Here is a 20,655-nt window from a genome sequence, read left to right as displayed (position 1 = left end):
GATTGTAGCGGCAATCATTTATGTTGCCAATCCATACGAAATGTAAATGTTAGCGGAGTGACATTTCACTCCGCTAAAAAGGAGGGGATTAGTGCGCGGCGGGTTGAATGTCGTGAATGCGGATAAAGCCTAACTGTTCCGGCGTAAGGCCGCTTAACTGAAGCGGAATATCCACATCGCTTGGTGCTAAAACACTGGCCGGGGCGGTGAAGAGCTGATTCTTCACGTTCACCTCCTGGTAATTCTCCGTGGTGCCCTGGATCTGGCCCCACTCGACGGTGCCGCTGAAGGCCGGAAGCGGATCGTTGGACTCTCCCTGGATGCGTAATGTTGCGCGAGTACCATCTGCATTCGCCGCCACATTCACCAGAGACATTTTTAGCGTGCCGATCTGACTATTGAGCCGCGCAGGCGTATTCGCGCCCGGCAGCAGATAAACCCCGCTGCTGGATTTAGCATTCAGCGCGTTTTGCTGGGTGATTTTCACCGTTTCTTTGTTCAGTTTGTCCATCGCCGTATTGAGCGTATTGACGCTCTGTTTCAACTGGCGGACTTCGGTTTGCTGTGCACAGGCGCTAAGGGTGAAGAGGCTCCCCACCAGCAATATTTTCAGGTAACGTCTTGTCATTGCGTTTATTTCCTTGAAATAACGGATCGTCCTAATGGTAGCCAGCATCATTGTGTCAGACATAGATCCTTTGTCTCAAAAAGCTCTTCCTTTGTTGTCAGGCCAGATCAGGGTAAAATGAAAATCAGTTAACCAGATAACAGGGATACCGTATGCATTGCCCATTCTGCTCCGCTGTGGATACCAAAGTCATCGACTCTCGCCTGGTGGGCGAAGGGTCATCCGTACGCCGTCGTCGGCAGTGTCTGGTGTGCAACGAGCGTTTTACGACCTTTGAGGTGGCAGAGCTGGTCATGCCGCGCGTGGTAAAAAGTAACGACGTGCGTGAGCCGTTTAACGAAGAGAAACTGCGCAGCGGAATGCTGAAGGCCCTTGAAAAACGTCCCGTCAGCGCGGACGACGTGGAGATGGCGTTAAACCACATAAAATCTTACCTTCGTGGTTTGGGTGAGCGTGAAGTGCCGAGCAAAATGATCGGTAACCTGGTGATGGAGCAGCTGAAAAAGCTCGATAAGGTCGCCTATATCCGCTTCGCCTCGGTCTACCGCAGCTTCGAAGATATCAAAGAGTTTGGCGAAGAGATCGCCCGCTTACAGGATTAAGCTCATGCACGATGAGATGTACATGGCGCGAGCCATGAAGCTGGCGCAGCGCGGTCGTTTTACGACCCATCCCAACCCGAACGTCGGGTGCGTTATCGTTAAAGATGGCGAGATCGTGGGGGAGGGCTTTCACTATCGCGCAGGCGAACCGCATGCTGAGGTTCATGCGCTGCGCATGGCCGGCGAGAAGGCGCGCGGTGCGACGGCCTACGTTACGCTGGAGCCCTGCAGCCATCACGGGCGTACGCCGCCGTGCTGCGACGCGTTGATTGCCGCGGGGGTTTCGCGCGTGGTCGCATCGATGCAGGATCCGAATCCGCAGGTGGCCGGACGTGGTCTGTATCGCCTGCAGCAGGAAGGCATTGACGTCAGCCATGGCCTGATGATGCAGGACGCGGAAGCGCTCAACAAAGGTTTCCTGAAGCGCATGCGTACCGGGTTCCCGTATATCCAGCTTAAGCTGGGCGCCTCGCTGGACGGTCGTACGGCGATGGCAAACGGCGAGAGTCAGTGGATCACATCGCCACAGGCAAGGCGCGATGTGCAACGTCTGCGCGCGCAAAGCCATGCTATTCTCACCAGCAGTGAAACCGTTCTGGCTGACGATCCGGCCATGACCGTGCGCTGGGACGAGCTGAATGCCGATACCCAGGCCCTGTACCCGCAGGAGAACCTGCGTCAGCCGCTGCGTATTATCATTGATAGTCAGAACCGCGTGACGCCAGAGCACCGCATCGTCCAGCAGCCGGGTGAAACCTGGATTGCCCGCACGAAGGACGATACGCGCGCATGGCCGGAAGGCGTGCGCAGCATCATGGTACCGGAGCATAACGGCCATCTGGATCTCGTGGTGCTGATGATGCTGCTCGGCAAGCAACAGGTGAACAGTATCTGGGTGGAAGCGGGGCCAACGCTCGCCGGTGCGCTCTTACAGGCCGGACTGGTGGATGAACTGCTTGTTTACGTTGCGCCTAAACTGTTAGGTCACGACGCGCGTGGCCTGTTTGTGCTGCCCGGCCTTGAAAAACTGGCCGATGCACCACAACTCAAATTCAGCGAGATTCGTCCGGTAGGTCCGGATGTCTGCCTCCACTTAACGACAGCGTAATTGCTCCCGAAATAGGGAAGCAGTGCGCAAAGTATTATGATAAAATCCGCCCCCCTGCGGGGCCAAATGAACCCGTAAAGGAAGAGTATGAACATTATTGAAGCTGCTGTAGCTACCCCGGACGCTCGCGTCGCCATCACCATTGCGCGTTTCAACAACTTCATCAACGACAGCCTGCTGGAAGGTGCCATTGACGCCCTGAAACGTATCGGCCAGGTTAAAGATGACAACATTACCGTTGTTTGGGTTCCAGGCGCTTACGAACTGCCACTGGCGGCGGGCGCGCTGGCGAAAACCGGTAAATACGACGCGGTGATTGCGCTGGGTACCGTTATTCGTGGCGGCACTGCGCACTTCGAATACGTTGCGGGCGGTGCAAGCAATGGTCTGGCACACGTTGCGCAGGATGCTGAAATTCCTGTCGCGTTCGGCGTGCTGACTACCGAAAGTATTGAACAAGCCATCGAACGTGCTGGCACCAAAGCCGGTAACAAAGGTGCAGAAGCTGCACTGACCGCGCTTGAAATGATCAATGTATTGAAAGCCATCAAGGCCTGATTTTTTTGTAAGGGGAATTCCGTGAAACCTGCTGCTCGTCGCCGCGCCCGTGAATGTGCCGTCCAGGCACTTTACTCCTGGCAGTTGTCCCAGAACGACATCGCTGATGTTGAATACCAGTTCCTGTCAGAACAGGACGTGAAAGACGTTGACGTTCTGTACTTCCGTGAACTGCTGTCGGGAGTGGCGACTAATAGCGCGTATCTCGATGGTCTGATGAAACCTTACCTGTCCCGTCTGCTCGAAGAGCTGGGTCAGGTAGAAAAAGCCGTGTTGCGTATCGCGCTGTTTGAGCTGTCTAAACGTGATGATGTGCCGTACAAAGTGGCCATTAACGAAGCGATCGAACTGGCGAAAACCTTCGGTGCTGAAGACAGCCACAAGTTTGTAAACGGCGTACTTGATAAAGCAGCACCTGCGATCCGTCCCCACAAAAAGTGATCCGCAAACCGGAGTTCTGCATTGCCTGACGGGCAGTGCGGCTCCGGTTTTTTCTTTTATTTGCTGAGGCATAACGTATGGCATGCGGCGAATTTTCCCTGATTGCCCGTTATTTCGACCGTGTCAGAACCTCTCGTCTTGATGTTGAAACCGGCATCGGCGATGACTGTGCACTTCTCAATATTCCCGAAAAACAGACGCTGGCAATCAGCACCGACACCTTAGTGTGCGGACGTCATTTTTTACCGGATATCGATCCTGCCGATCTGGCGTATAAGGCGCTGGCAGTTAACGTCAGCGATCTGGCGGCGATGGGGGCCGATCCCGCGTGGTTAACCCTGGCGCTGACGCTGCCTGAGGTAGACGAAGCCTGGCTTGAAGCCTTTAGCGATGCGCTGTTTGAGCAGCTTAACTACTACGATATGCAGCTGATTGGTGGTGATACCACTGCCGGGCCGCTGTCGATGACGCTGGCGATCCACGGCTATGTGCCGCTCGGCCGCGCGCTGAAGCGCTCAGGTGCAAAACCCGGCGACTGGATCTATGTGACCGGTACGCCGGGCGACAGCGCGGCAGGGCTGGCAATCCTCCAGGATCGCTTAACTGTGAAGGATGCCGACGATGCGGCGTATCTGGTGAAACGCCATCTGCGCCCGACGCCGCGTATTCTGCACGGTCAGGCGCTGCGCGAGCGGGCAAGCTCGGCTATCGATCTCTCTGACGGGCTGATCTCCGACCTCGGCCATATTCTGAAGGCCAGCGGTGTCGGCGCGCGCGTTGACCTGGATCTGTTCCCGCTGTCAGAGGAACTGCTTCGTCATGTCGAACCTGAGCAGGCGCTGCGCTGGGCGCTGTCCGGTGGCGAAGATTATGAGTTGTGCTTTACCGTTCCGGAGCTGAACCGCGGAACGCTCGACGTGGCATTAGCGCACCTCGGCGCGAAATTCACCTGTATCGGGCAGATTATGCCGGAAAGTGAAGGGCTGAAGTTTGTGAAAGACGGTGAGCCGGTTACGCTGGACTGGAAAGGGTACGATCACTTCGCGTGAGTTTGTGCGCTCTGTATTGCCGGGGGGCGGTTCCGCCTTACCCGGCCTACAAAAGATGGGGCTTACTTAAACCCCACCACCGGATGCTGCTGATACGGCGTCTCCAGCTCGGCAACCTGCTCCGGCGTCAGCGTGATATCCACTGCATTCAGCAGTTCATCAAGCTGCTCTTCCCGGGATGTGCCGATAATCGGCGCCGCGACGCCGCGTTTACCCAGCAGCCACGCCAGCGCTACCTGGGCGCGGGTTGCGCCGGTATCGTCGGCAATTCCGGCTAAGCGTTCAGCGATCAGGGCATCGCTGGCCTCTGTTCCTTCGTAGAGATTTTTTCCCACTTCATCCGAGACCAGACGGGCCGTGGTTTCTCCCCACGGACGGGTCAGGCGGCCGCGCGCGAGCGGGCTCCACGGGATGACCGCCACGCCCTCCTGATGGCACAGCGGCAGCATCTCACGTTCTTCTTCACGGTAGATCAGATTGTAGTGGTCCTGCATAGTGACGAAGCGCGCCCAGCCGTGCTGTGCCTGCAGATCCAGCGCCTGAGCAAACTGCGAGGCATGCATAGACGACGCGCCGATATAGCGCGCTTTACCGGCTTTGACGACGTCGTTGAGTGCTTCCAGCGTCTCCTCAATGGGCGTGTTGTAATCCCAGCGGTGAATTTGCAGCAGGTCGACGTAATCCATGTTCAGACGCCTGAGGCTATCATCAATTGAACGCAGGATCTGCGCGCGAGAAAGTCCCTGAGCCAGGTCGCCCACCGGATAGTACACCTTGGTGGCAACCACGATGTCTTCCCGACGGGCAAAATCACGCAGGGCGCGGCCGACAATCTCCTCGCTGCTGCCGTCGGAATAGCTGTTGGCGGTGTCAAAGAAGTTAATGCCGCCCTCGATGGCGCGTTTGATAATCGGACGGCTGCTCTCTTCCGGCAGCGTCCAGGCGTGGTTTCCCCGATCGGGTTCGCCAAAGGTCATGCATCCCAGGCAAAGCCGGGATACCTTAAGGTCTGTTTTTCCTAATGTTGTGTATTGCACGGTCCGCTCCTGCTGTTTAAACAATACGTTTAAGCATAGCAGGAGCGGAAAGGGGAGGGCTCAGTCCAGCCAGGCGCGGATTTTTGCTTCGATACCGGCAGCGTCCAGGCCAATCGCCGCGCGGGCTTCGTCCTGGGTACCTTGCGGGATGAAATGGTCCGGCAGGCCGAGGTTCAGCACCGGAACGGCTTTACGGTTTGCCATCAGCACCTCGTTCACGCCGCTGCCCGCACCGCCCATAATCGCGTTCTCTTCCAGCGTGACCAGCACGTCATGCGCCTCAGCCATACTCAGGATCAGGGATTCGTCGAGCGGTTTCACAAAGCGCATATCGACCAGGGTGGCGTTCAGCGTTTCAGCCACTTTCGCCGCCTCAGGCATCAGCGTGCCGAAGTTCAGAATCGCCACTTTTTCACCGCGACGTTTGACCAGACCTTTACCGATCGCCAGCTTCTCCAGCGGCTGCAGCTCAACGCCCACCGCGTTGCCGCGCGGGTAGCGAACGGCGCTTGGGCCATCCTGATAGTGGTAGCCGGTAAACAGCATCTGACGACATTCGTTCTCGTCGCTTGGCGTCATGATCACCATATCCGGAATGCAGCGCAGGAACGACAGGTCAAACGCGCCCTGGTGCGTCTGGCCGTCGGCACCGACAATGCCCGCACGATCGATAGCAAACAGCACCGGCAGCTTCTGGATCGCCACGTCGTGGATCACCTGATCGTAGGCGCGCTGCAGGAAGGTGGAATAGATAGCGACAACCGGTTTGTAGCCGCCGATGGCCAGGCCCGCGGCAAACGTCACCGCGTGCTGCTCGGCAATGGCCACGTCGAAATACTGGTCAGGGTATTTTCTGGAGAACTCCACCATGCCGGAGCCTTCGCGCATGGCCGGGGTGATCGCCATCAGCTTATTGTCTTTTGCGGCGGTTTCGCACAGCCAGTCGCCGAAGATTTTTGAATAGCTCGGCATGCCGCCGCTGCTTTTTGGCAGACAGCCGCTGGAGGGGTCAAATTTCGGTACCGCGTGGAAGGTAATCGGATCTTTTTCCGCCGGTTCGTAGCCACGCCCTTTTTTGGTCATGATGTGCAGGAACTGCGGGCCTTTCAGGTCACGCATGTTCTTGAGCGTGGTTACCAGTCCCAGCACGTCATGGCCGTCAACGGGGCCGATATAGTTAAAGCCCAGCTCTTCAAACAGGGTGCCCGGCACGACCATGCCTTTGATGTGCTCTTCGGTACGCTTGAGCAGCTCTTTGATCGGCGGTACGCCGGAGAAGACTTTCTTGCCGCCTTCACGCAGCGAGGAGTAAAGCTTGCCGGAGAGCAGTTGCGCCAGATGGTTGTTCAGCGCGCCAACGTTTTCGGAAATCGACATTTCGTTATCGTTAAGCACAACCAGCATGTCCGGCTTGATGTCGCCCGCATGGTTCATGGCCTCAAAGGCCATACCGGCAGTGATGGCGCCGTCGCCAATCACGCAGACGGTGCGGCGCTGCTTGTTCTCTTTTTCGGCAGCAACGGCAATCCCGATGCCCGCAGAAATAGAGGTGGAGGAGTGCCCGACGCTCAATACGTCGTACTCGCTCTCCCCGCGCCACGGGAACGGGTGCAGACCGCCTTTCTGACGAATGGTGCCAATTTTATCGCGACGTCCGGTCAGAATTTTGTGCGGATAAGCCTGGTGACCCACGTCCCAGATCAGCTGATCGAACGGCGTGTTATAGACGTAGTGCAGCGCCACGGTCAGCTCTACCGTGCCAAGCCCGGAGGCGAAATGGCCGCTGGAGCGGCTTACGCTGTCGAGCAGGTAGCGACGCAGTTCGTCGCATAGCTTCGGCAGGCTCTCTTTCGGCAACAGACGTAACTCCTGGGTGGAGTCAACTAACGCCAGTGTCGGGTATTTGGCAATATCAAAACTCATCAAAGGCTCATCGAGATATATAGTTTATTTATCACGCTGGATTATATAGTCCGCTAGCGCTTCCAGTGCCGAGGTATCCAGCGATTGCGCGGCCAGCTGATTCAGCGACTGGCGGGCATCGTCAATCAGATCCCGGGCTTTACGTTGGGCTTGCTCAAGACCCAGCAGGGCGGGGTAGGTACTTTTGCCAAGCTGCTGGTCCGCACCCTGACGTTTACCCAATGTTGCAGTATCGCCCACCACATCCAGAATGTCATCCTGAACCTGGAATGCCAGACCGATACTTTCTGCGTATCTGTCCAGAATCGGCAGGGCTTTGCGCCCTTGCTCACCCGCGCTCAGCGCGCCCAGGCGAACGGCGGAACGAATCAATGCCCCGGTTTTATGGCGATGAATACGCTCCAGCTGTTCCAGATTAACCTGACGTCCTTCGGCTTCAAGATCCAGGGCCTGTCCGCCGCACATGCCCGCCACGCCGCTGGCCATGGCCAGTTCGGAAATCATTGCCAGCCGGTCACGGTCAGCCACTTCGGCCATCGGCGCGTCGCTCAGAATCGAGAACGCCAGCGTCTGCAGGGCATCACCCGCCAGAATGGCATTCGCTTCGCCAAACTTGATATGGCAGGTGGGTTGACCCCGACGCAAGTCGTCGTCGTCCATGGCCGGGAGATCGTCGTGGATCAGCGAGTAGGCATGGATGCACTCAACGGCGGCTGCCGGGGCGTCCAGCGTGTTATCGCTGATGCCAAACATGTTGCCTGTGGCGTACACCAGGAACGGGCGCAGGCGCTTTCCACCCAAGAGTGCGCCATAGTGCATGGCTTCAACCAGTGGAGTGTTCTGAAAAGGCTGTGGCGCAATAAAACGGCGCAGGGCGTCGTTGGCGCGCACGACACGCGCCTGAAGCTCGTTGGCAAAATCCATTTACTCGGCGTCCGGTGTGAAAGGCGTGGTTTTCGCCTCTTCGCTGTCGGACAGCAGGATCTGCACGCGCTGTTCGGCCTGTTGCAGCTTAACCTGACCCTGGCGCGCCAGCTGGACGCCGCGCTCGAATTCGTTGAGCGCCTCTTCCAGCGGGAGATCGCCGCTCTCGAGGCGGGTAACAATTTGCTCCAGTTCACTCAGCGCAGTTTCGAAACTGGCCGGTGCGTCGTTCTTCTTCGGCATAGTGAATTGACTCTTATATTCTTCGCCCCGACATGGTAACGGACTCGGGCGGATAAGCAAATAACGCGCAATGTGCACAGGAGCGGCGCGATGGTGGTATACTTGCGCGCCTGGATGCAGCCACGGGTGTGGGCTGCTGTACTCTTTTCCATTACAAGCCTTAACAGGCTTGCCTAAGAAACATTGCCGCCATGAAGTTTATCATTAAATTGTTCCCTGAAATCACCATCAAAAGCCAATCTGTGCGTTTGCGCTTTATTAAAATTCTCACCGGGAACATTCGTAACGTATTAAAGCACTACGACGAAACCCTCGCCGTGGTGCGCCACTGGGACCACGTTGAGGTCCGTGCCAAAGACGAAAACAAACGTCAGGATATTCGCGACGCCCTGACCCGTATTCCGGGTATCCACCATATTCTGGAAGTGGAAGATGTCCCGTTTAGCGATATGCACGACATCTTCGAGAAAGCACTGGTCCAGTACCGCGACCAGATCGAAGGCAAAACCTTCTGCGTGCGCGTGAAGCGTCGCGGCAAGCACGAGTTCAGCTCCATTGAAGTTGAACGTTACGTTGGCGGCGGTCTGAACCAGCACGTCGAGTCTGCGCGCGTGCGTCTGACCAACCCGGACGTGACCGTCAATCTGGAGATCGAAAACGATCGCCTGCTGCTGGTGAAAGGCCGCTATGAAGGCATCGGCGGCTTCCCGATCGGCACCCAGGAAGACGTCCTGTCCCTGATCTCCGGCGGCTTTGACTCCGGTGTCTCCAGCTATATGCTGATGCGCCGCGGCTGCCGCGTACACTACTGCTTCTTCAACCTGGGCGGCGCGGCGCACGAGATCGGCGTTCGTCAGGTGGCACATTACCTGTGGAACCGCTTCGGCAGCTCCCACCGCGTGCGTTTCGTGGCAATTAATTTCGAACCGGTGGTCGGCGAGATTCTGGAGAAAGTGGACGACGGCCAGATGGGCGTCATCCTGAAGCGCATGATGGTGCGTGCGGCGTCCAAAGTGGCTGAACGCTACGGCGTGCAGGCGCTGGTCACCGGCGAAGCGCTGGGGCAGGTCTCCAGCCAGACGCTGACCAACCTGCGCCTGATCGACAACGTGTCTGATACGCTGATCCTGCGTCCGCTGATCTCTCACGATAAAGAACACATCATCGATCTGGCGCGCGAAATCGGCACCGAAGATTTTGCTCGCACCATGCCGGAATACTGCGGCGTGATCTCAAAAAGCCCAACGGTGAAAGCGGTGAAGGCGAAGATCGAAGCGGAAGAAGAGAACTTCGATTTCAGCATTCTGGAAAAAGTGGTGGCGGAAGCGTCCAACATTGATATTCGCGAGATTGCCCAGCAGACCGAGCAGGAGGTGGTTGAAGTGGAGACCGTGAGCGGTTTCGGCGCGAACGACGCGATTCTGGATATCCGCTCCATTGACGAGCAGGATGACAAACCGCTGCAGGTGGATGGCGTGGAGGTGGTTTCTCTGCCGTTCTATAAGCTGAGCACGAAGTTTGGCGACCTCGACCAGAGCAAAACGTACCTGCTGTGGTGTGAGCGTGGGGTGATGAGTCGCCTGCAGGCGCTGTATCTGCGCGAGCAAGGCTTTGCGAATGTGAAGGTGTATCGTCCGTAGCGTGCGGCCTGATGCCCTCACCCCGACCCTCTCCCACGGGGAGAGGGCGCAAACATTAAAAACGGCAACCTTTGGTTGCCGTTTTGCTTTTACCTCGCGCCACCCAGCTTTTTTTATGCACTACTCTTCATAGTAATTATAAATCCCCGCCGGCATCACCAGCGATGACGCCACTTCGTACGCCTTCTCGCGCCCGACCAGCAGGTCGATAATCTTTAAGCCAAAATCAATCGCGGTGCCCGGGCTCTGGCTGGTCAGCAGGTTGACGCGCGGATCCCAGACGACGCGTTTGTCCACCCACTGATCTTCCGGAATGGTGTCTTTCAGCCCCGGGAAGCCGGTCATATTGCCGATGGGGAAAATGTCGTGCGGAACCAGCACCGTTCCGGCGGCGGCGCAGATTGCCGCGACAATGCGCCCGGATAAATGAAACTGACGCACGGTCTCAACCAGCAGCGGACTGTCGCGAAAATACTCCGCGCCCTTCAGGCCACCGGGCAGGACAATGATGTCGTAATCCCCGTCGGCCACCTGCACGAGCGGAGCATCGGCCAGCAGCTTCACGCCGCGCGAGCAGGTAATCGCCAGGCTGCCGTCGCTGGCGACGCTGGCGGTTGTCACGTTAATACCGCCGCGCACCATCAGATCAATGGTGGTGACCGCTTCCATCTCTTCGCTACCAGGGGCGAGGCAGATCAGTGCCGACGCGCTCATATTCACTCTCCTTACGTTTAACCAGGTCATACAGACGGGCGTTTTCCGGCACCGCGATGCCGTGCGCGCGGGCGCGTTTTAGCAGATAGCCGGTGATGTAGTCGATCTCCGTGTGGCGTAATGCCCGAACATCCTGCAGCATCGAGGAGATGTTCTCAGCCGTACTCTCGATAACCTGCTCGACATAACAGCGCAAATCGTCTGCCGAGGTATGCAGGCCTTCCCGCTCAACGACCGCCGCGACTTCCGCACAGAGCAGTGCAACCTCCTGTGGATGATTTTTCAGCTCTCCGTTCGGGCAGTTCCACAGCGCCGTCAGCGGATTGATCACGCAGTTGACGGCCAGCTTGCGCCAGAGTTGTGGACGAATATGGTTATGCCAGGCCACGTCTGGCAGCACCTTCTGCAACACATCGGCAAGATAGCTGTAGTCCCCATCCTGCGCTCTGGCAGGGCCGATGTGGGTCACCCCGCTCGCGACATGCACGATGATGTTGCCGTCGCGACGGGCAGCGTGCGTGGTCGTCGCCATCAGCAGGGGCTGCGGAACGCTTTTCAGCTCGTCAAGGGTTCCCATGCCGTTATGCAGCAGCAGTATGGGCGAAGTGGGGGGGAGCTGGGCGGCCAGTGTCTTGACCGCGTCTGAAACCTGCCACGCTTTGAGCGTCACCAGTAAAAGGTCGCTTTGCGCCAGGAAATCAGGATCGTTCGCGGTGAGGGATTCGTTAAAGATGCTTCCGTCTTCACCAATCAGGTTTACACTGCAAAAGGGCTGGGGCACGCGGAGCCAGCCCTGAACCTCATGTCCGTGCTTGCACAGCGCGGTCAGCCATAGCTGACCAAGGGCTCCACATCCGAGCACTGTAATTTTCATTGTTCCTCCTCACCTGCAACTGCGCCAGGTGTTACAGCTTAATTATACAGCTAAGCTTCTGTTGAGTTATGCCTCGTAGCGGGTATTATGCAACGCAACAAAAGTGAAGGGAGAAGAAAAGATGCCATCTTTCGATATTGTTTCCGAAGTTGATATCCAGGAAGTTCGCAACGGCGTTGAGAACGCAACCCGCGAAGTTGAGTCACGTTTCGATTTTCGTGGCGTTGAGGCGTCGTTTGAGCTGAACGACGCAAATAAGACCATTAAGGTGCTGAGCGAGTCTGATTTCCAGGTAAATCAGCTGCTCGACATTCTGCGCGCCAAGCTGTTAAAGCGCGGCATCGAAGGGACGTCTCTGGATGTGCCGGAAGAGTTTGTGCACAGCGGCAAGAACTGGTTTGTGGAAGCCAAGCTGAAGCAGGGCATCGAGAGCGCGGTGCAGAAGAAGATTGTGAAGCTCATCAAAGACAGCAAGCTGAAGGTGCAGGCGCAGATCCAGGGCGAAGAGATTCGCGTGACCGGTAAGTCCCGCGACGACCTCCAGTCCGTGATGGCGCTGGTGCGCGGCGGCGATCTGGGGCAGCCGTTCCAGTTTAAAAACTTCCGCGATTAATATAAAAAGCCCGGTTTAACCGGGCTTTTTTTCACGCCTTGAGCGCCTGCTCGACCTCGAAGCGGTTGGTCACCTTGCTGTCAATTTTGACGTAAGCGCTGCGCTCTTCGGGAACAATCAGCACCTCTGTGACCCCGTCTTTAGCTTCCAGACGCTGTTTCAGCGCATCGCTCATCTCCACATCATCCGGAATTTCTACGCGCAGGCTGCTCACGTAGCGCGGCTCTTTCATGGTACCGGCGACCAGCAGCCAGACTGTCGCCAGTAGCGCCCCCGCGAGAAACACGGTTTGTGAATCAAAGAGTCCGTCCACCCAGCCGCCAAGCGAGCCGCCGATCGCCACGCCGAGGAACTGGCTGGTGGAGTAAATGCCCATTGCCGTGCCTTTGTAACCGGCGGGGGACTCTTTGCTGATCAGCGACGGGAGCAGGGCTTCCATCAGGTTAAATGCCAGGAAGAACAGCTGCACGCCGGCAATCAGCTCCCAGAAGTGCGGGCCAGCACCCCAGAGCACGATCTCGGCAATCAGCAGGACCGCCACGCAGCCCGCGAAGACGCGCTTCATTTTGCGCTTCACTTCAGCGTAGATGATGAACGGCACGACGGAGACAAACGAAATCAGCATCGTAACCAGATAGATTTTCCAGTGCTCAGCCGCCGGGAAACCCGCTGCGGCAAGCTGGCCGGGCAGGGCAACAAAGGTCGACATCAGCAGAATGTGCAGACACATAATGCCAAAATTCAGCTTAAGCAGGCGCGGCTCGACAATCACTTTGCTGAAGCAGCCTTTTACCATCCCCGACTCACGGTTGAGGACGTGGTTTTTGCTGTCCGGAACCACCCACAGGGTTAAGGCTATACCGATGGTTGCCAGCACGGCAATCATCCAGAACAGGGCGTGCAGGCCCAATGTGTGCGTAATGATGGGGCCCAGCACCATCGCAATCGCAAACGTCACGCCAAAGCTCACGCCGATAAATGCCATGGCTTTGGTGCGGTTCTGCTCGCGGGTTAAGTCTGACAGCAGCGCCATCACCGCGGCGGCAATCGCGCCGGAGCCCTGCAGAGCGCGGCCAAGAATAATGCCCCAGATGGAGTGGGAGAGGGCGGCAATGACGCTTCCGAGCACAAAGACCAGCAGCCCGCCGACAATCAGCGGCTTGCGGCCCACCCGGTCAGAGAGCAGACCAAACGGGATTTGGAACACCGCCTGCGCCAGACCATAAATGCCAATGGCGAGGCCAATCAGCGCCTCGCTGGCCCCCTGCAGCGCCATACCGTACGTGGTCAGAACAGGCAGGACCATAAACATGCCAAGCATCCGTAGCGAGAAGACAGTCCCTAAGCCCCAGGTCGCGCGTAGCTCGCCTGGCGTCATTTTATAATCGTTCATTACCACCTCAGTTCAAAAGCAGGCCATAGTGTAGTGCGGGGAAGGGGCGGGGTAAATAAAGGGTTATTTAACAAATATTACATGCGTTATTAATAGATTCAGTGAATAAAAAAGGGTGCCGAAGCACCCCTTTATTCACCTGTTGTGGCTTACCAGACGTAAGTCAGCAGGTTATGTGAATCCGGCACCATGAAGTCCACGGACATCATCACGGACAGTGAAGTAATGGCCACAATCGAGAACACAAACAGCTTGCGCGCCCAGACTTTGTCATCTTCCACTTTGTAACCGCGCAGCGCCATGCCGAGCCACCAGACGCTCACTGCAGCCGCTACCGCCAGATATTTGTATCCAGCGTAACCACCCAGAGAGAGCATCAGCGTTGCCACGGCAAAGGCGATGATGTACAGCGTGATGTGGTTCTTGGCAACGGAGATGCCTTTCACGACCGGCAGAACCGGGATGTTCGCTGCCTGATAATCCTTAAAGCGGAAAATCGCGATGGCATAGGAGTGCGGCATCTGCCACAGGCTAAAGATAGCCAGCAGGATCAGCGCACCGCTGTCGAACTCATTCGTGACCGCGCAGTAGCCAATCACCGGCGGCGCAGCGCCGGAGAGAGAACCAATCAGCGTGCCGTAGACGGAGTGACGCTTCATATACAGGCTGTAGACGCCCACATACACCACGAACCCCATCACCCCCAGCCAGCAGGCCAGCGGGTTAGCACCAAACCACAGCAGCATAAAGCCAGCAATACCCAGCAAGGTGGCGTACACCAGCGAGACGGAAGGGGCGATCAGGCCTTTCACCAGCACCCGATTTTTGGTCCTTTCCATCTTCTTGTCGATATCCATGTCGATGTAGTTGTTAAATACACAACCGGACGCAACAACCAGTGACACACCGACCAGCGTGTAGATAAAGAGGGTGTAATCAATGCTGCCTTTGGAGGCCAGCAGGAACCCTCCGATCACGGAGATCAGGTTGCCAAAGATGATGCCTGGTTTCGTTACTTGCAGGTATTGCTTAAACATACTCGCCGCTCTTAGTGAACCATCATGTTGTAGTTGAGGTTCCACATAATCCAGATGGAACCGACTACCAGGATAGCGATGATAATCACGGTAAAGATAAAGGCGGTCATGTTCCAGCCTTCATCGGACTTGGTGTTCATGTGCAGGAAGCAAACCAGATGCACCAGAATCTGAATCACCGCGGTCACCAGGATTGCACCCAGGATAACCGGCTTAGACGCAGAACCGCTCATCACCATCCAGAACGGGATCACCGTCAGGATGATCGACAGGATGAAACCTGTCATGTAGGTTTTTACGCTGCCGTGGGAAGCGCCATGATCGTTAGAATGACTCATTACATCGCCCCCATCAGATAGACAACAGAGAACACACAGATCCACACCACGTCCAGGAAGTGCCAGAACAGGCTCAGGCACAGGATACGGGTACGGTTAGTACTGGTCAGGCCGCGACGGGAGATCTGGAACATCAGTACTGCCATCCAGATCAGACCGGAGGTCACGTGCAGACCGTGGGTGCCGACCAGCGCGAAGAACGCGGACAGGAAGCCACTGCGATCCGGGCCGAAGCCTTCCATGATCAGGTGATGGAATTCATAGATTTCCATCCCGATAAATCCAGCACCAAACAGCCAGGTCAACGCCAGCCAGGACACAACCTGGCTCTTGTTGTTTTTGTACATGGCGATAGCCGCCATGCCGTAGGTGATGGAGCTGAATAACAGCAGTGCGGTTTCAACCAGAACGAACGGCAGTTCAAAGATGTCCTTGCCGGTCGGGCCGCCCGCTGTGCCGTTCACCAGAACGGCATAGGTCGCGAACAGACAGCAGAACAGAATGCAGTCGCTCATCAGGTAGATCCAGAAACCGAAGACTTTGGTCGGTCCTGTATCGTGGTGCGCATGCTCATGCGCGTGGGCAGTTGAGTGCGCCAGAGTATCAGTTGCCATTTTTCAGCCCCGCTTTAGAAATCTCGTCGAAATGCTGATTTTCCAGCTTCTCAACTTCACGGACTGGTACGTAGTAGTCCACGTCCTCGTCAAAGCTCTTCACAATCCAGCTGATTACGATGCCAGCGAAGCCAACAATCGCCATCCACCAGATGTGCCAGATCATTGCGAAACCAAATACCGTCGCGAAAGCGGAAATCACAATGCCCGCACCGCTGTTTTTCGGCATGTGGATCTCTTCGTAATGAGCAGGTTGCTTGTACGCTTCACCTTTTTCTTTCATTTCCCAGAATGCGTCGCGTTCATGAACCTGCGGCACGATGGCAAAGTTATAGAAAGGCGGTGGAGAAGAGGTTGCCCACTCCAGCGTACGGCCACCCCATGGGTCACCGGTCAGGTCACGGTTCTGGTCGCGGTCGCGAATAGACACGTAGAACTGAATCAGCTGAGACGCGATACCACAGGCAATCAGCACGGCACCGCCCGCTGCAACCATCAGCATTGGGTGGAACTGCGGATCGATCTGCTGGCTCAGACGACGGGTCATACCCATGAAGCCCAGCACGTACAGCGGCATAAATGCTACGAAGAAGCCGATGATCCAGAACCAGAACGCGCGTTTACCCCATTTCTCGTTCAGCGTGAAGCCGAACGCTTTTGGCCACCAGTAGGTTACGCCAGCGAAGCAGCCGAAGACCACGCCACCGATGATAACGTTATGGAAGTGCGCAATCAGGAACAGACTGTTGTGCAGAACGAAGTCAGCACCCGGTACCGCCAGCAGTACGCCGGTCATCCCACCTACGGAGAAGGTCACGATGAAGCCGATGGTCCACAGCATTGCTGAGTGGAACACGATACGGCCCTGGTACATGGTGAACAGCCAGTTGAAGATCTTCACCCCGGTCGGGATGGCGATAATCATGGTGGTAATACCGAAGAAGGCGTTTACGTTCGCGCCCGCACCCATGGTGAAGAAGTGGTGCAGCCAAACGATGAACGACAGAACGGTAATACACACGGTTGCCCACACCAGAGAGGTGTAACCAAACAGACGTTTACGCGAGAAGGTTGCTGCGATTTCGGAGAACACACCGAACACAGGCAGAACCAGGATGTACACTTCCGGGTGACCCCAGGCCCAAATCAGGTTGATGTACATCATCATGTTGCCACCCATATCATTCGTGAAGAAATGGGTGCCCAGGTAGCGGTCCAGGGTCAGCAGCGCAATGGTGACGGTCAGGATTGGGAAGGAGGCAATAATCAGGATGTTGGCGCACAGAGATGCCCAGGTAAATACCGGCATCTTGAACATGGTCATGCCAGGGGCACGCATCTTGATAATGGTCACGAAGAAGTTGATACCGGTCAGGGTTGTACCGACACCGGAGAGCTGAAGCGCCCAAATCCAGTAGTCGACGCCAACGCCCGGACTGTACTCAATTCCTGACAGCGGTGGGTAAGCCAGCCAGCCGGTCTGCGCGAATTCGCCCACACCCAGTGACAGGTTAACCAGGATAACGCCGACAACCGTGAACCAGAAGCTCAGGTTGTTCAGGAACGGGAACGCCACGTCGCGCGCGCCGATTTGCAGCGGAACGACAACGTTCATCAGACCGATAACCAGCGGCATCGCCACGAAGAAGATCATGATAACGCCGTGGGCGGTAAAGATCTGATCGTAGTGATGCGGTGGCAGGAAGCCGGCTTCACCCGCAGAGGCGAGTGCCTGCTGGCTACGCATCATGATTGCATCCGCAAAGCCACGAATTAACATGACGATGCCGACGATGCAGTACATGATACCGAGTTTTTTGTGGTCAACCGAAGTCAGCCACTCGTTCCACAGGTAGCTCCACTTACCGAAGTAAGTGATTAAGGCCAGTAAGGCCGCGCCACCAATGATAATTGCAGCCACCGTAACCACGATAATCGGTTCATGGTAGGGCACTGCATCCAGTGTCAATTTTCCGAACATTTTCTTCCTCGGCCCCTTAGTGAGCGGTTTCCGCGTGGCTCATGTCCATGCCTTCCATACCTTCGTGCGCGCTGTGCTCGCCTTCAGGCTGGGTCATGTCCATGCTCTTGCCGTGATCCATAAATTTGCCAATCACATCTTTGAACAAATCGGGTTTCACGTTAGAGAAGTACTCCACCTTGTTGTATTCGCTAGGTGCAGCCACTTTTTCGAACGCCGCCATGTCAGACATGGTGTTTGGAGACTGCTTCGCTTTTTCAACCCACTGGTCGAAAGCGGCACGGTCTGGCGTTGCAATAGCTTTGAACTTCATACCTGAGAAGCCCGGGCCGCTATAGCTGGCGGAGATACCATCATAGGTGCCTGCTTCATTCGCGATCAGGTGCAGGTTAGTCTGCATACCGGCCATCGCGTAAATCTGGCTACCCAGACGCGGGATGAAGAAGGAGTTCATTACGGAGTTGGAGGTCACTTTGAACTGAACCGGAGTGTTCGCCGGGAAGGCGATTTCATTCACGGTAGCAATACCCTGCTCTGGATAGATGAAGAACCATTTCCAGTCCATGGAGACCACTTCGATGGTAATAGGTTTTTCATCGTGAACCAGCGGCTTGCTCGGCTCAAGTGCGTGAGTGGTTTTCCAGGTCAGTACGGCAAGGAACAGGATGATCAGGATAGGTACCGTCCAGACCACAGCTTCCACTTTATTGGAGTGTGACCAGTTCGGGCTATACTTCGCATCTTTATTGCTCGCACGATACTTCCAGGCGAAACCAACAGCCATCAAAATGGCTGGAATAACCACAATCAACATCAGGCCAAAAGCCGTCAATATCAGTGAACGTTGTTCCAGTCCAATCTGTCCTTTGGGGTCTAGTAGTGCAGAATCACAGCCACTGAGTAATACAGTGCCTGCGAATAATGACAACCATCCCAAACTTTTATTGTATTTCCTGAGTCTCATTTAACGACCTCAATTCCACGGGAGTCTGGTGGCGTTTAAAGTGTGCGGGCATTTTACGGGAAGGTTACATTACTGTAAACATCATTAGGCCTGTGTCAGGAAGGTGTTACCGGGTTCTGCCGCACGTGTCACAAGTGTTGCAAATTATGTCGGTTTTTATGACCGAAGCCGCATGAGATGGGCTTTATAACGAAAGGACCCCCAAGCATACCCTAAAAGGGGCAATTGGTATAACCATTGTTAAAAATAAACAAAAAATTAACAATTAATTATCAATAAAAAGACATCTAAAAAACGAAAAATCAAACTATCACATGCTGAATCGTTTAATGAAAAATAGCGTTTTGGAACCGGAGCCAATAATTTCCAAATCCTATCCCGCACAAAACAACAAATATTTTTTTTCGTCGCTGGTGGCTATTTCACCGTTATAATTTCGGTTAGTGATTACAACGGGAAATAACCTTTCGTATTTTTCTTCAGGTCAGCTGCGTTTTACGCAACGCCATGAAATCGAGCAGACCCCCGGTCAGGATCCCAACGATGGCCAGCAGGGCACCGGCGTCCAGCAGAAGGGCCCCGAACGGGAGTGCCAGAGACGTGCTGGCATTAATAATGAGCACCACAAGCCAGAGTGCCAGCGCAATGCAGCCCACCATTAACAGTCGTAACGCAAAACGGTAGGCGCGGTGATATTCGGTGCGCGGCATAAAGTGTTCGGTCCGCTGGGTATATTCCAGCGTCTGGCGACACACCAGCAACAATAAAATCCCCGGCACGGCAGCCACCACCGAGAAGAGATAAAATGTTGGCCAACCGTGGGCTTCCACGAACCAGCCGGCAATTGGGCCTACATAAACGCGGCCTACGGCAGAGAGCGCCGAGAGCAGTGCGAACTGCGTAGCGGAAAATGACTTGTTGCACAGGGTCATCAGCAGGGCGACAAAGGCCGCAGTCCCCATACCGCCGCAGAGATTTTCAAAAAATACCGCCGCAGCCATGCTGATCATATGTTTGTCGGTAATGGACAGCAGCCAATAGCCTGCGTTAGAGGCGCCTTGCAGAATGCCGAAGATCAGCAGCGCGCGGAACAGCGTCAGGCGCTGCATCAGCACGCCGCCATACAGTGCCCCGACAATGGTCGCAAACAGCCCCAGCGTTTTATTCACCACGCCCACTTCACCGGCGTCAAAGCCGACACCCCTGATCAGGAAGGTGGTGGTCAGGCTCATGGCAAAAGCGTCACCCAGCTTATAAAGGACGATAAGCAGCAGGATCAGCCAGGCGTTGTTGCGGCCAAAGAAGTCACGCAGCGGTTCGGCGACGGCCTGCTCCAGCGAGCGGGGAACCGGGATAACGTCACTCGGTTCGGGCGCCAATAGCGTCGCGATAATGCAGGGGATCAGCAGAGCAGCCATCAGCCAGTACATCCCCTGCCAGCCTAAGTAACGGTCTGCCAGCCACAGCGCCAGCCCGCCGGAGACCAGCATCCCGAGGCGATAGCCCAGCACGCTGATGGCCGCACCGGCACCGCGTTCTTCCGCTGGTAACACGTCCGTCTTCCAGGCGTCGAACACGATATCCTGAGAGGCGGAACAGAAGGCAATCACCACCGCAAGCGCGGCCATCCAGCGCAGCTGCGTGGCGGGTTCAAGAAAACCCATCGCCGCAATGGCCAGCAATAGCAGGAGTTGCGTCATCACCAGCCAGCCGCGACGACGCCCGAGGAAAGGCGGCGTGTAACGATCCATGACCGGAGACCACAGAAACTTGAATACATAGGCCTGACCCACAAGCGAGAAGAAGCCAATGGTTTTCAGATCGATGTTCTCGACCGTCATCCACGCCTGAAGCGTGCCGGAGGTGAGCGCGAGGGGTAAACCCGAGGCAAAGCCGAGGATCAGCAGAATCGCTGATTTCGGTTGCTGGAAAATGCGTAAGTAATGGCTGGACATGTTCTTATAAAACTGACCC

The 20,655-nt window shown here is 56.0% G+C and carries 21 protein-coding genes; 7 read left to right on the top strand and 14 right to left on the bottom strand.

What is annotated here, in order from left to right; all coding sequences use genetic code 11:
• Positions 1-88: 88 nt before the first annotated feature.
• The gene (locus ACMGGE_RS12040; RefSeq protein ID WP_045909789.1) at positions 89-628 is read right to left on the bottom strand and encodes a DUF3251 domain-containing protein; all 540 of its coding nucleotides are present in this window, start codon (positions 626-628) and stop codon (positions 89-91) included.
• 152 nt (positions 629-780) lie between these two features.
• Here ACMGGE_RS12040 and nrdR point away from each other — a divergent pair, with 152 nt between their 5' ends.
• The 5 genes from nrdR (at position 781) to thiL (ending at position 4,386) form a co-directional block, all read left to right on the top strand.
• On the top strand, positions 781-1,230 hold the full coding sequence (gene nrdR / locus ACMGGE_RS12035; protein WP_008503337.1) for a transcriptional regulator NrdR: 450 nt from the start codon (positions 781-783) through the stop codon (positions 1,228-1,230).
• A 4-nt stretch (positions 1,231-1,234) separates the two neighbouring features.
• Positions 1,235-2,338, top strand: coding sequence for a bifunctional diaminohydroxyphosphoribosylaminopyrimidine deaminase/5-amino-6-(5-phosphoribosylamino)uracil reductase RibD (gene ribD / locus ACMGGE_RS12030; protein ID WP_126534527.1), 1,104 nt, complete (start codon positions 1,235-1,237; stop codon positions 2,336-2,338).
• A gap of 87 nt (positions 2,339-2,425) precedes the next feature.
• Entirely contained in the window at positions 2,426-2,896 is a 471-nt protein-coding gene (gene ribE / locus ACMGGE_RS12025) for a 6,7-dimethyl-8-ribityllumazine synthase (protein ID WP_006176874.1), read from the top strand.
• A gap of 21 nt (positions 2,897-2,917) precedes the next feature.
• Positions 2,918-3,337 (top strand): transcription antitermination factor NusB, encoded by a 420-nt coding sequence (gene nusB / locus ACMGGE_RS12020; RefSeq protein ID WP_006809908.1) that lies wholly within the window; start codon positions 2,918-2,920, stop codon positions 3,335-3,337.
• A 77-nt stretch (positions 3,338-3,414) separates the two neighbouring features.
• Entirely contained in the window at positions 3,415-4,386 is a 972-nt protein-coding gene (gene thiL / locus ACMGGE_RS12015) for a thiamine-phosphate kinase (RefSeq protein WP_048030082.1), read from the top strand.
• Positions 4,387-4,448: 62 nt separating this feature from the next.
• Here thiL and ACMGGE_RS12010 read toward each other — a convergent pair whose 3' ends face one another.
• The 4 genes from ACMGGE_RS12010 to xseB are packed head-to-tail and all read right to left on the bottom strand — an operon-like array spanning position 4,449 to position 8,513.
• A complete protein-coding gene (locus ACMGGE_RS12010; RefSeq protein WP_045909786.1) occupies positions 4,449-5,423 on the bottom strand; it encodes an aldo/keto reductase in 975 nt (324 codons plus the stop codon).
• A 60-nt stretch (positions 5,424-5,483) separates the two neighbouring features.
• Complete coding sequence (dxs, locus tag ACMGGE_RS12005) at positions 5,484-7,346, bottom strand: 1-deoxy-D-xylulose-5-phosphate synthase (protein ID WP_048030083.1); 1,863 nt, start codon at positions 7,344-7,346, stop codon at positions 5,484-5,486.
• A 24-nt stretch (positions 7,347-7,370) separates the two neighbouring features.
• On the bottom strand, positions 7,371-8,270 hold the full coding sequence (ispA, locus tag ACMGGE_RS12000) for a (2E,6E)-farnesyl diphosphate synthase (RefSeq protein ID WP_045909784.1): 900 nt from the start codon (positions 8,268-8,270) through the stop codon (positions 7,371-7,373).
• Positions 8,271-8,513 carry an exodeoxyribonuclease VII small subunit gene (gene xseB, locus ACMGGE_RS11995; protein WP_045909783.1) on the bottom strand — a complete coding sequence of 81 codons (243 nt, stop codon included), beginning with the start codon at positions 8,511-8,513 and terminating at the stop codon, positions 8,271-8,273.
• 191 nt (positions 8,514-8,704) lie between these two features.
• Between xseB and thiI the strand changes: the two genes are divergently transcribed.
• Complete coding sequence (gene thiI / locus ACMGGE_RS11990; protein WP_420293790.1) at positions 8,705-10,153, top strand: tRNA uracil 4-sulfurtransferase ThiI; 1,449 nt, start codon at positions 8,705-8,707, stop codon at positions 10,151-10,153.
• Between the two features lie 120 nt (positions 10,154-10,273).
• Here the strand turns inward: thiI and yajL are convergent, their stop codons facing one another.
• Positions 10,274-10,867, bottom strand: a complete 594-nt coding sequence (gene yajL, locus ACMGGE_RS11985) for a protein deglycase YajL (protein ID WP_248220848.1) — start codon at positions 10,865-10,867, stop codon at positions 10,274-10,276.
• The gene (panE, locus tag ACMGGE_RS11980; RefSeq protein WP_420293789.1) at positions 10,830-11,741 is read right to left on the bottom strand and encodes a 2-dehydropantoate 2-reductase; all 912 of its coding nucleotides are present in this window, start codon (positions 11,739-11,741) and stop codon (positions 10,830-10,832) included. Before panE ends, yajL begins: the two co-directional genes overlap by 38 nt.
• Before the next feature lie 121 nt (positions 11,742-11,862).
• On the opposite strand from panE, the gene ACMGGE_RS11975 reads away from it, so the two are divergent.
• The gene (locus tag ACMGGE_RS11975) at positions 11,863-12,354 is read left to right on the top strand and encodes a YajQ family cyclic di-GMP-binding protein (RefSeq protein WP_023334701.1); all 492 of its coding nucleotides are present in this window, start codon (positions 11,863-11,865) and stop codon (positions 12,352-12,354) included.
• A 31-nt stretch (positions 12,355-12,385) separates the two neighbouring features.
• Here ACMGGE_RS11975 and ACMGGE_RS11970 read toward each other — a convergent pair whose 3' ends face one another.
• The 7 genes from ACMGGE_RS11970 to ampG form a co-directional block, all read right to left on the bottom strand.
• A complete protein-coding gene (locus tag ACMGGE_RS11970) occupies positions 12,386-13,747 on the bottom strand; it encodes an MFS transporter (RefSeq protein WP_045909780.1) in 1,362 nt (453 codons plus the stop codon).
• Positions 13,748-13,896: 149 nt separating this feature from the next.
• Entirely contained in the window at positions 13,897-14,784 is an 888-nt protein-coding gene (cyoE, locus tag ACMGGE_RS11965; RefSeq protein ID WP_013095848.1) for a heme o synthase, read from the bottom strand.
• Positions 14,785-14,795: 11 nt separating this feature from the next.
• Entirely contained in the window at positions 14,796-15,122 is a 327-nt protein-coding gene (locus ACMGGE_RS11960; RefSeq protein WP_006176899.1) for a cytochrome o ubiquinol oxidase subunit IV, read from the bottom strand.
• On the bottom strand, positions 15,122-15,736 hold the full coding sequence (locus ACMGGE_RS11955) for a cytochrome o ubiquinol oxidase subunit III (RefSeq protein WP_008503324.1): 615 nt from the start codon (positions 15,734-15,736) through the stop codon (positions 15,122-15,124). The genes ACMGGE_RS11960 and ACMGGE_RS11955 overlap by 1 nt, the downstream gene beginning before the upstream one ends.
• Positions 15,726-17,717 (bottom strand): cytochrome o ubiquinol oxidase subunit I, encoded by a 1,992-nt coding sequence (gene cyoB / locus ACMGGE_RS11950; protein WP_420293788.1) that lies wholly within the window; start codon positions 17,715-17,717, stop codon positions 15,726-15,728. The genes ACMGGE_RS11955 and cyoB overlap by 11 nt, the downstream gene beginning before the upstream one ends.
• Positions 17,718-17,733: 16 nt before the next feature.
• The gene (gene cyoA, locus ACMGGE_RS11945) at positions 17,734-18,681 is read right to left on the bottom strand and encodes a cytochrome o ubiquinol oxidase subunit II (protein ID WP_008503322.1); all 948 of its coding nucleotides are present in this window, start codon (positions 18,679-18,681) and stop codon (positions 17,734-17,736) included.
• Between the two features lie 479 nt (positions 18,682-19,160).
• Positions 19,161-20,636, bottom strand: coding sequence for a muropeptide MFS transporter AmpG (gene ampG, locus ACMGGE_RS11940; protein WP_048030090.1), 1,476 nt, complete (start codon positions 20,634-20,636; stop codon positions 19,161-19,163).
• Positions 20,637-20,655: the final 19 nt, after the last annotated feature.

Source organism: Enterobacter sp. BNK-22 (assembly GCF_048684805.1).
Lineage (GTDB): Bacteria > Pseudomonadota > Gammaproteobacteria > Enterobacterales > Enterobacteriaceae > Enterobacter > Enterobacter quasiroggenkampii.
The sequence above is the reverse complement of the archived record's forward strand: the minus strand, read 5'-3'. Positions and strand labels throughout refer to the sequence as shown.

What these genes read in the sequence shown, in the direction of transcription:
- ACMGGE_RS12040 (WP_045909789.1), bottom strand. Translation starts at nt 628, where the DNA reads ATGACAAGACGTTACCTGAAAATATTGCTGGTGGGGAGCCTCTTCACC.
- ribE (WP_006176874.1), top strand. Translation starts at nt 2,426, where the DNA reads ATGAACATTATTGAAGCTGCTGTAGCTACCCCGGACGCTCGCGTCGCC.
- ispA (WP_045909784.1), bottom strand. Translation starts at nt 8,270, where the DNA reads ATGGATTTTGCCAACGAGCTTCAGGCGCGTGTCGTGCGCGCCAACGAC.
- cyoA (WP_008503322.1), bottom strand. Translation starts at nt 18,681, where the DNA reads ATGAGACTCAGGAAATACAATAAAAGTTTGGGATGGTTGTCATTATTC.
- nrdR (WP_008503337.1), top strand. Translation starts at nt 781, where the DNA reads ATGCATTGCCCATTCTGCTCCGCTGTGGATACCAAAGTCATCGACTCT.
- cyoB (WP_420293788.1), bottom strand. Translation starts at nt 17,717, where the DNA reads ATGTTCGGAAAATTGACACTGGATGCAGTGCCCTACCATGAACCGATT.
- panE (WP_420293789.1), bottom strand. Translation starts at nt 11,741, where the DNA reads ATGAAAATTACAGTGCTCGGATGTGGAGCCCTTGGTCAGCTATGGCTG.
- thiI (WP_420293790.1), top strand. Translation starts at nt 8,705, where the DNA reads ATGAAGTTTATCATTAAATTGTTCCCTGAAATCACCATCAAAAGCCAA.
- ACMGGE_RS11975 (WP_023334701.1), top strand. Translation starts at nt 11,863, where the DNA reads ATGCCATCTTTCGATATTGTTTCCGAAGTTGATATCCAGGAAGTTCGC.
- ribD (WP_126534527.1), top strand. Translation starts at nt 1,235, where the DNA reads ATGCACGATGAGATGTACATGGCGCGAGCCATGAAGCTGGCGCAGCGC.
- xseB (WP_045909783.1), bottom strand. Translation starts at nt 8,513, where the DNA reads ATGCCGAAGAAGAACGACGCACCGGCCAGTTTCGAAACTGCGCTGAGT.
- yajL (WP_248220848.1), bottom strand. Translation starts at nt 10,867, where the DNA reads ATGAGCGCGTCGGCACTGATCTGCCTCGCCCCTGGTAGCGAAGAGATG.
- dxs (WP_048030083.1), bottom strand. Translation starts at nt 7,346, where the DNA reads ATGAGTTTTGATATTGCCAAATACCCGACACTGGCGTTAGTTGACTCC.
- ampG (WP_048030090.1), bottom strand. Translation starts at nt 20,636, where the DNA reads ATGTCCAGCCATTACTTACGCATTTTCCAGCAACCGAAATCAGCGATT.
- ACMGGE_RS11970 (WP_045909780.1), bottom strand. Translation starts at nt 13,747, where the DNA reads ATGAACGATTATAAAATGACGCCAGGCGAGCTACGCGCGACCTGGGGC.
- ACMGGE_RS11960 (WP_006176899.1), bottom strand. Translation starts at nt 15,122, where the DNA reads ATGAGTCATTCTAACGATCATGGCGCTTCCCACGGCAGCGTAAAAACC.
- thiL (WP_048030082.1), top strand. Translation starts at nt 3,415, where the DNA reads ATGGCATGCGGCGAATTTTCCCTGATTGCCCGTTATTTCGACCGTGTC.
- ACMGGE_RS11955 (WP_008503324.1), bottom strand. Translation starts at nt 15,736, where the DNA reads ATGGCAACTGATACTCTGGCGCACTCAACTGCCCACGCGCATGAGCAT.
- cyoE (WP_013095848.1), bottom strand. Translation starts at nt 14,784, where the DNA reads ATGTTTAAGCAATACCTGCAAGTAACGAAACCAGGCATCATCTTTGGC.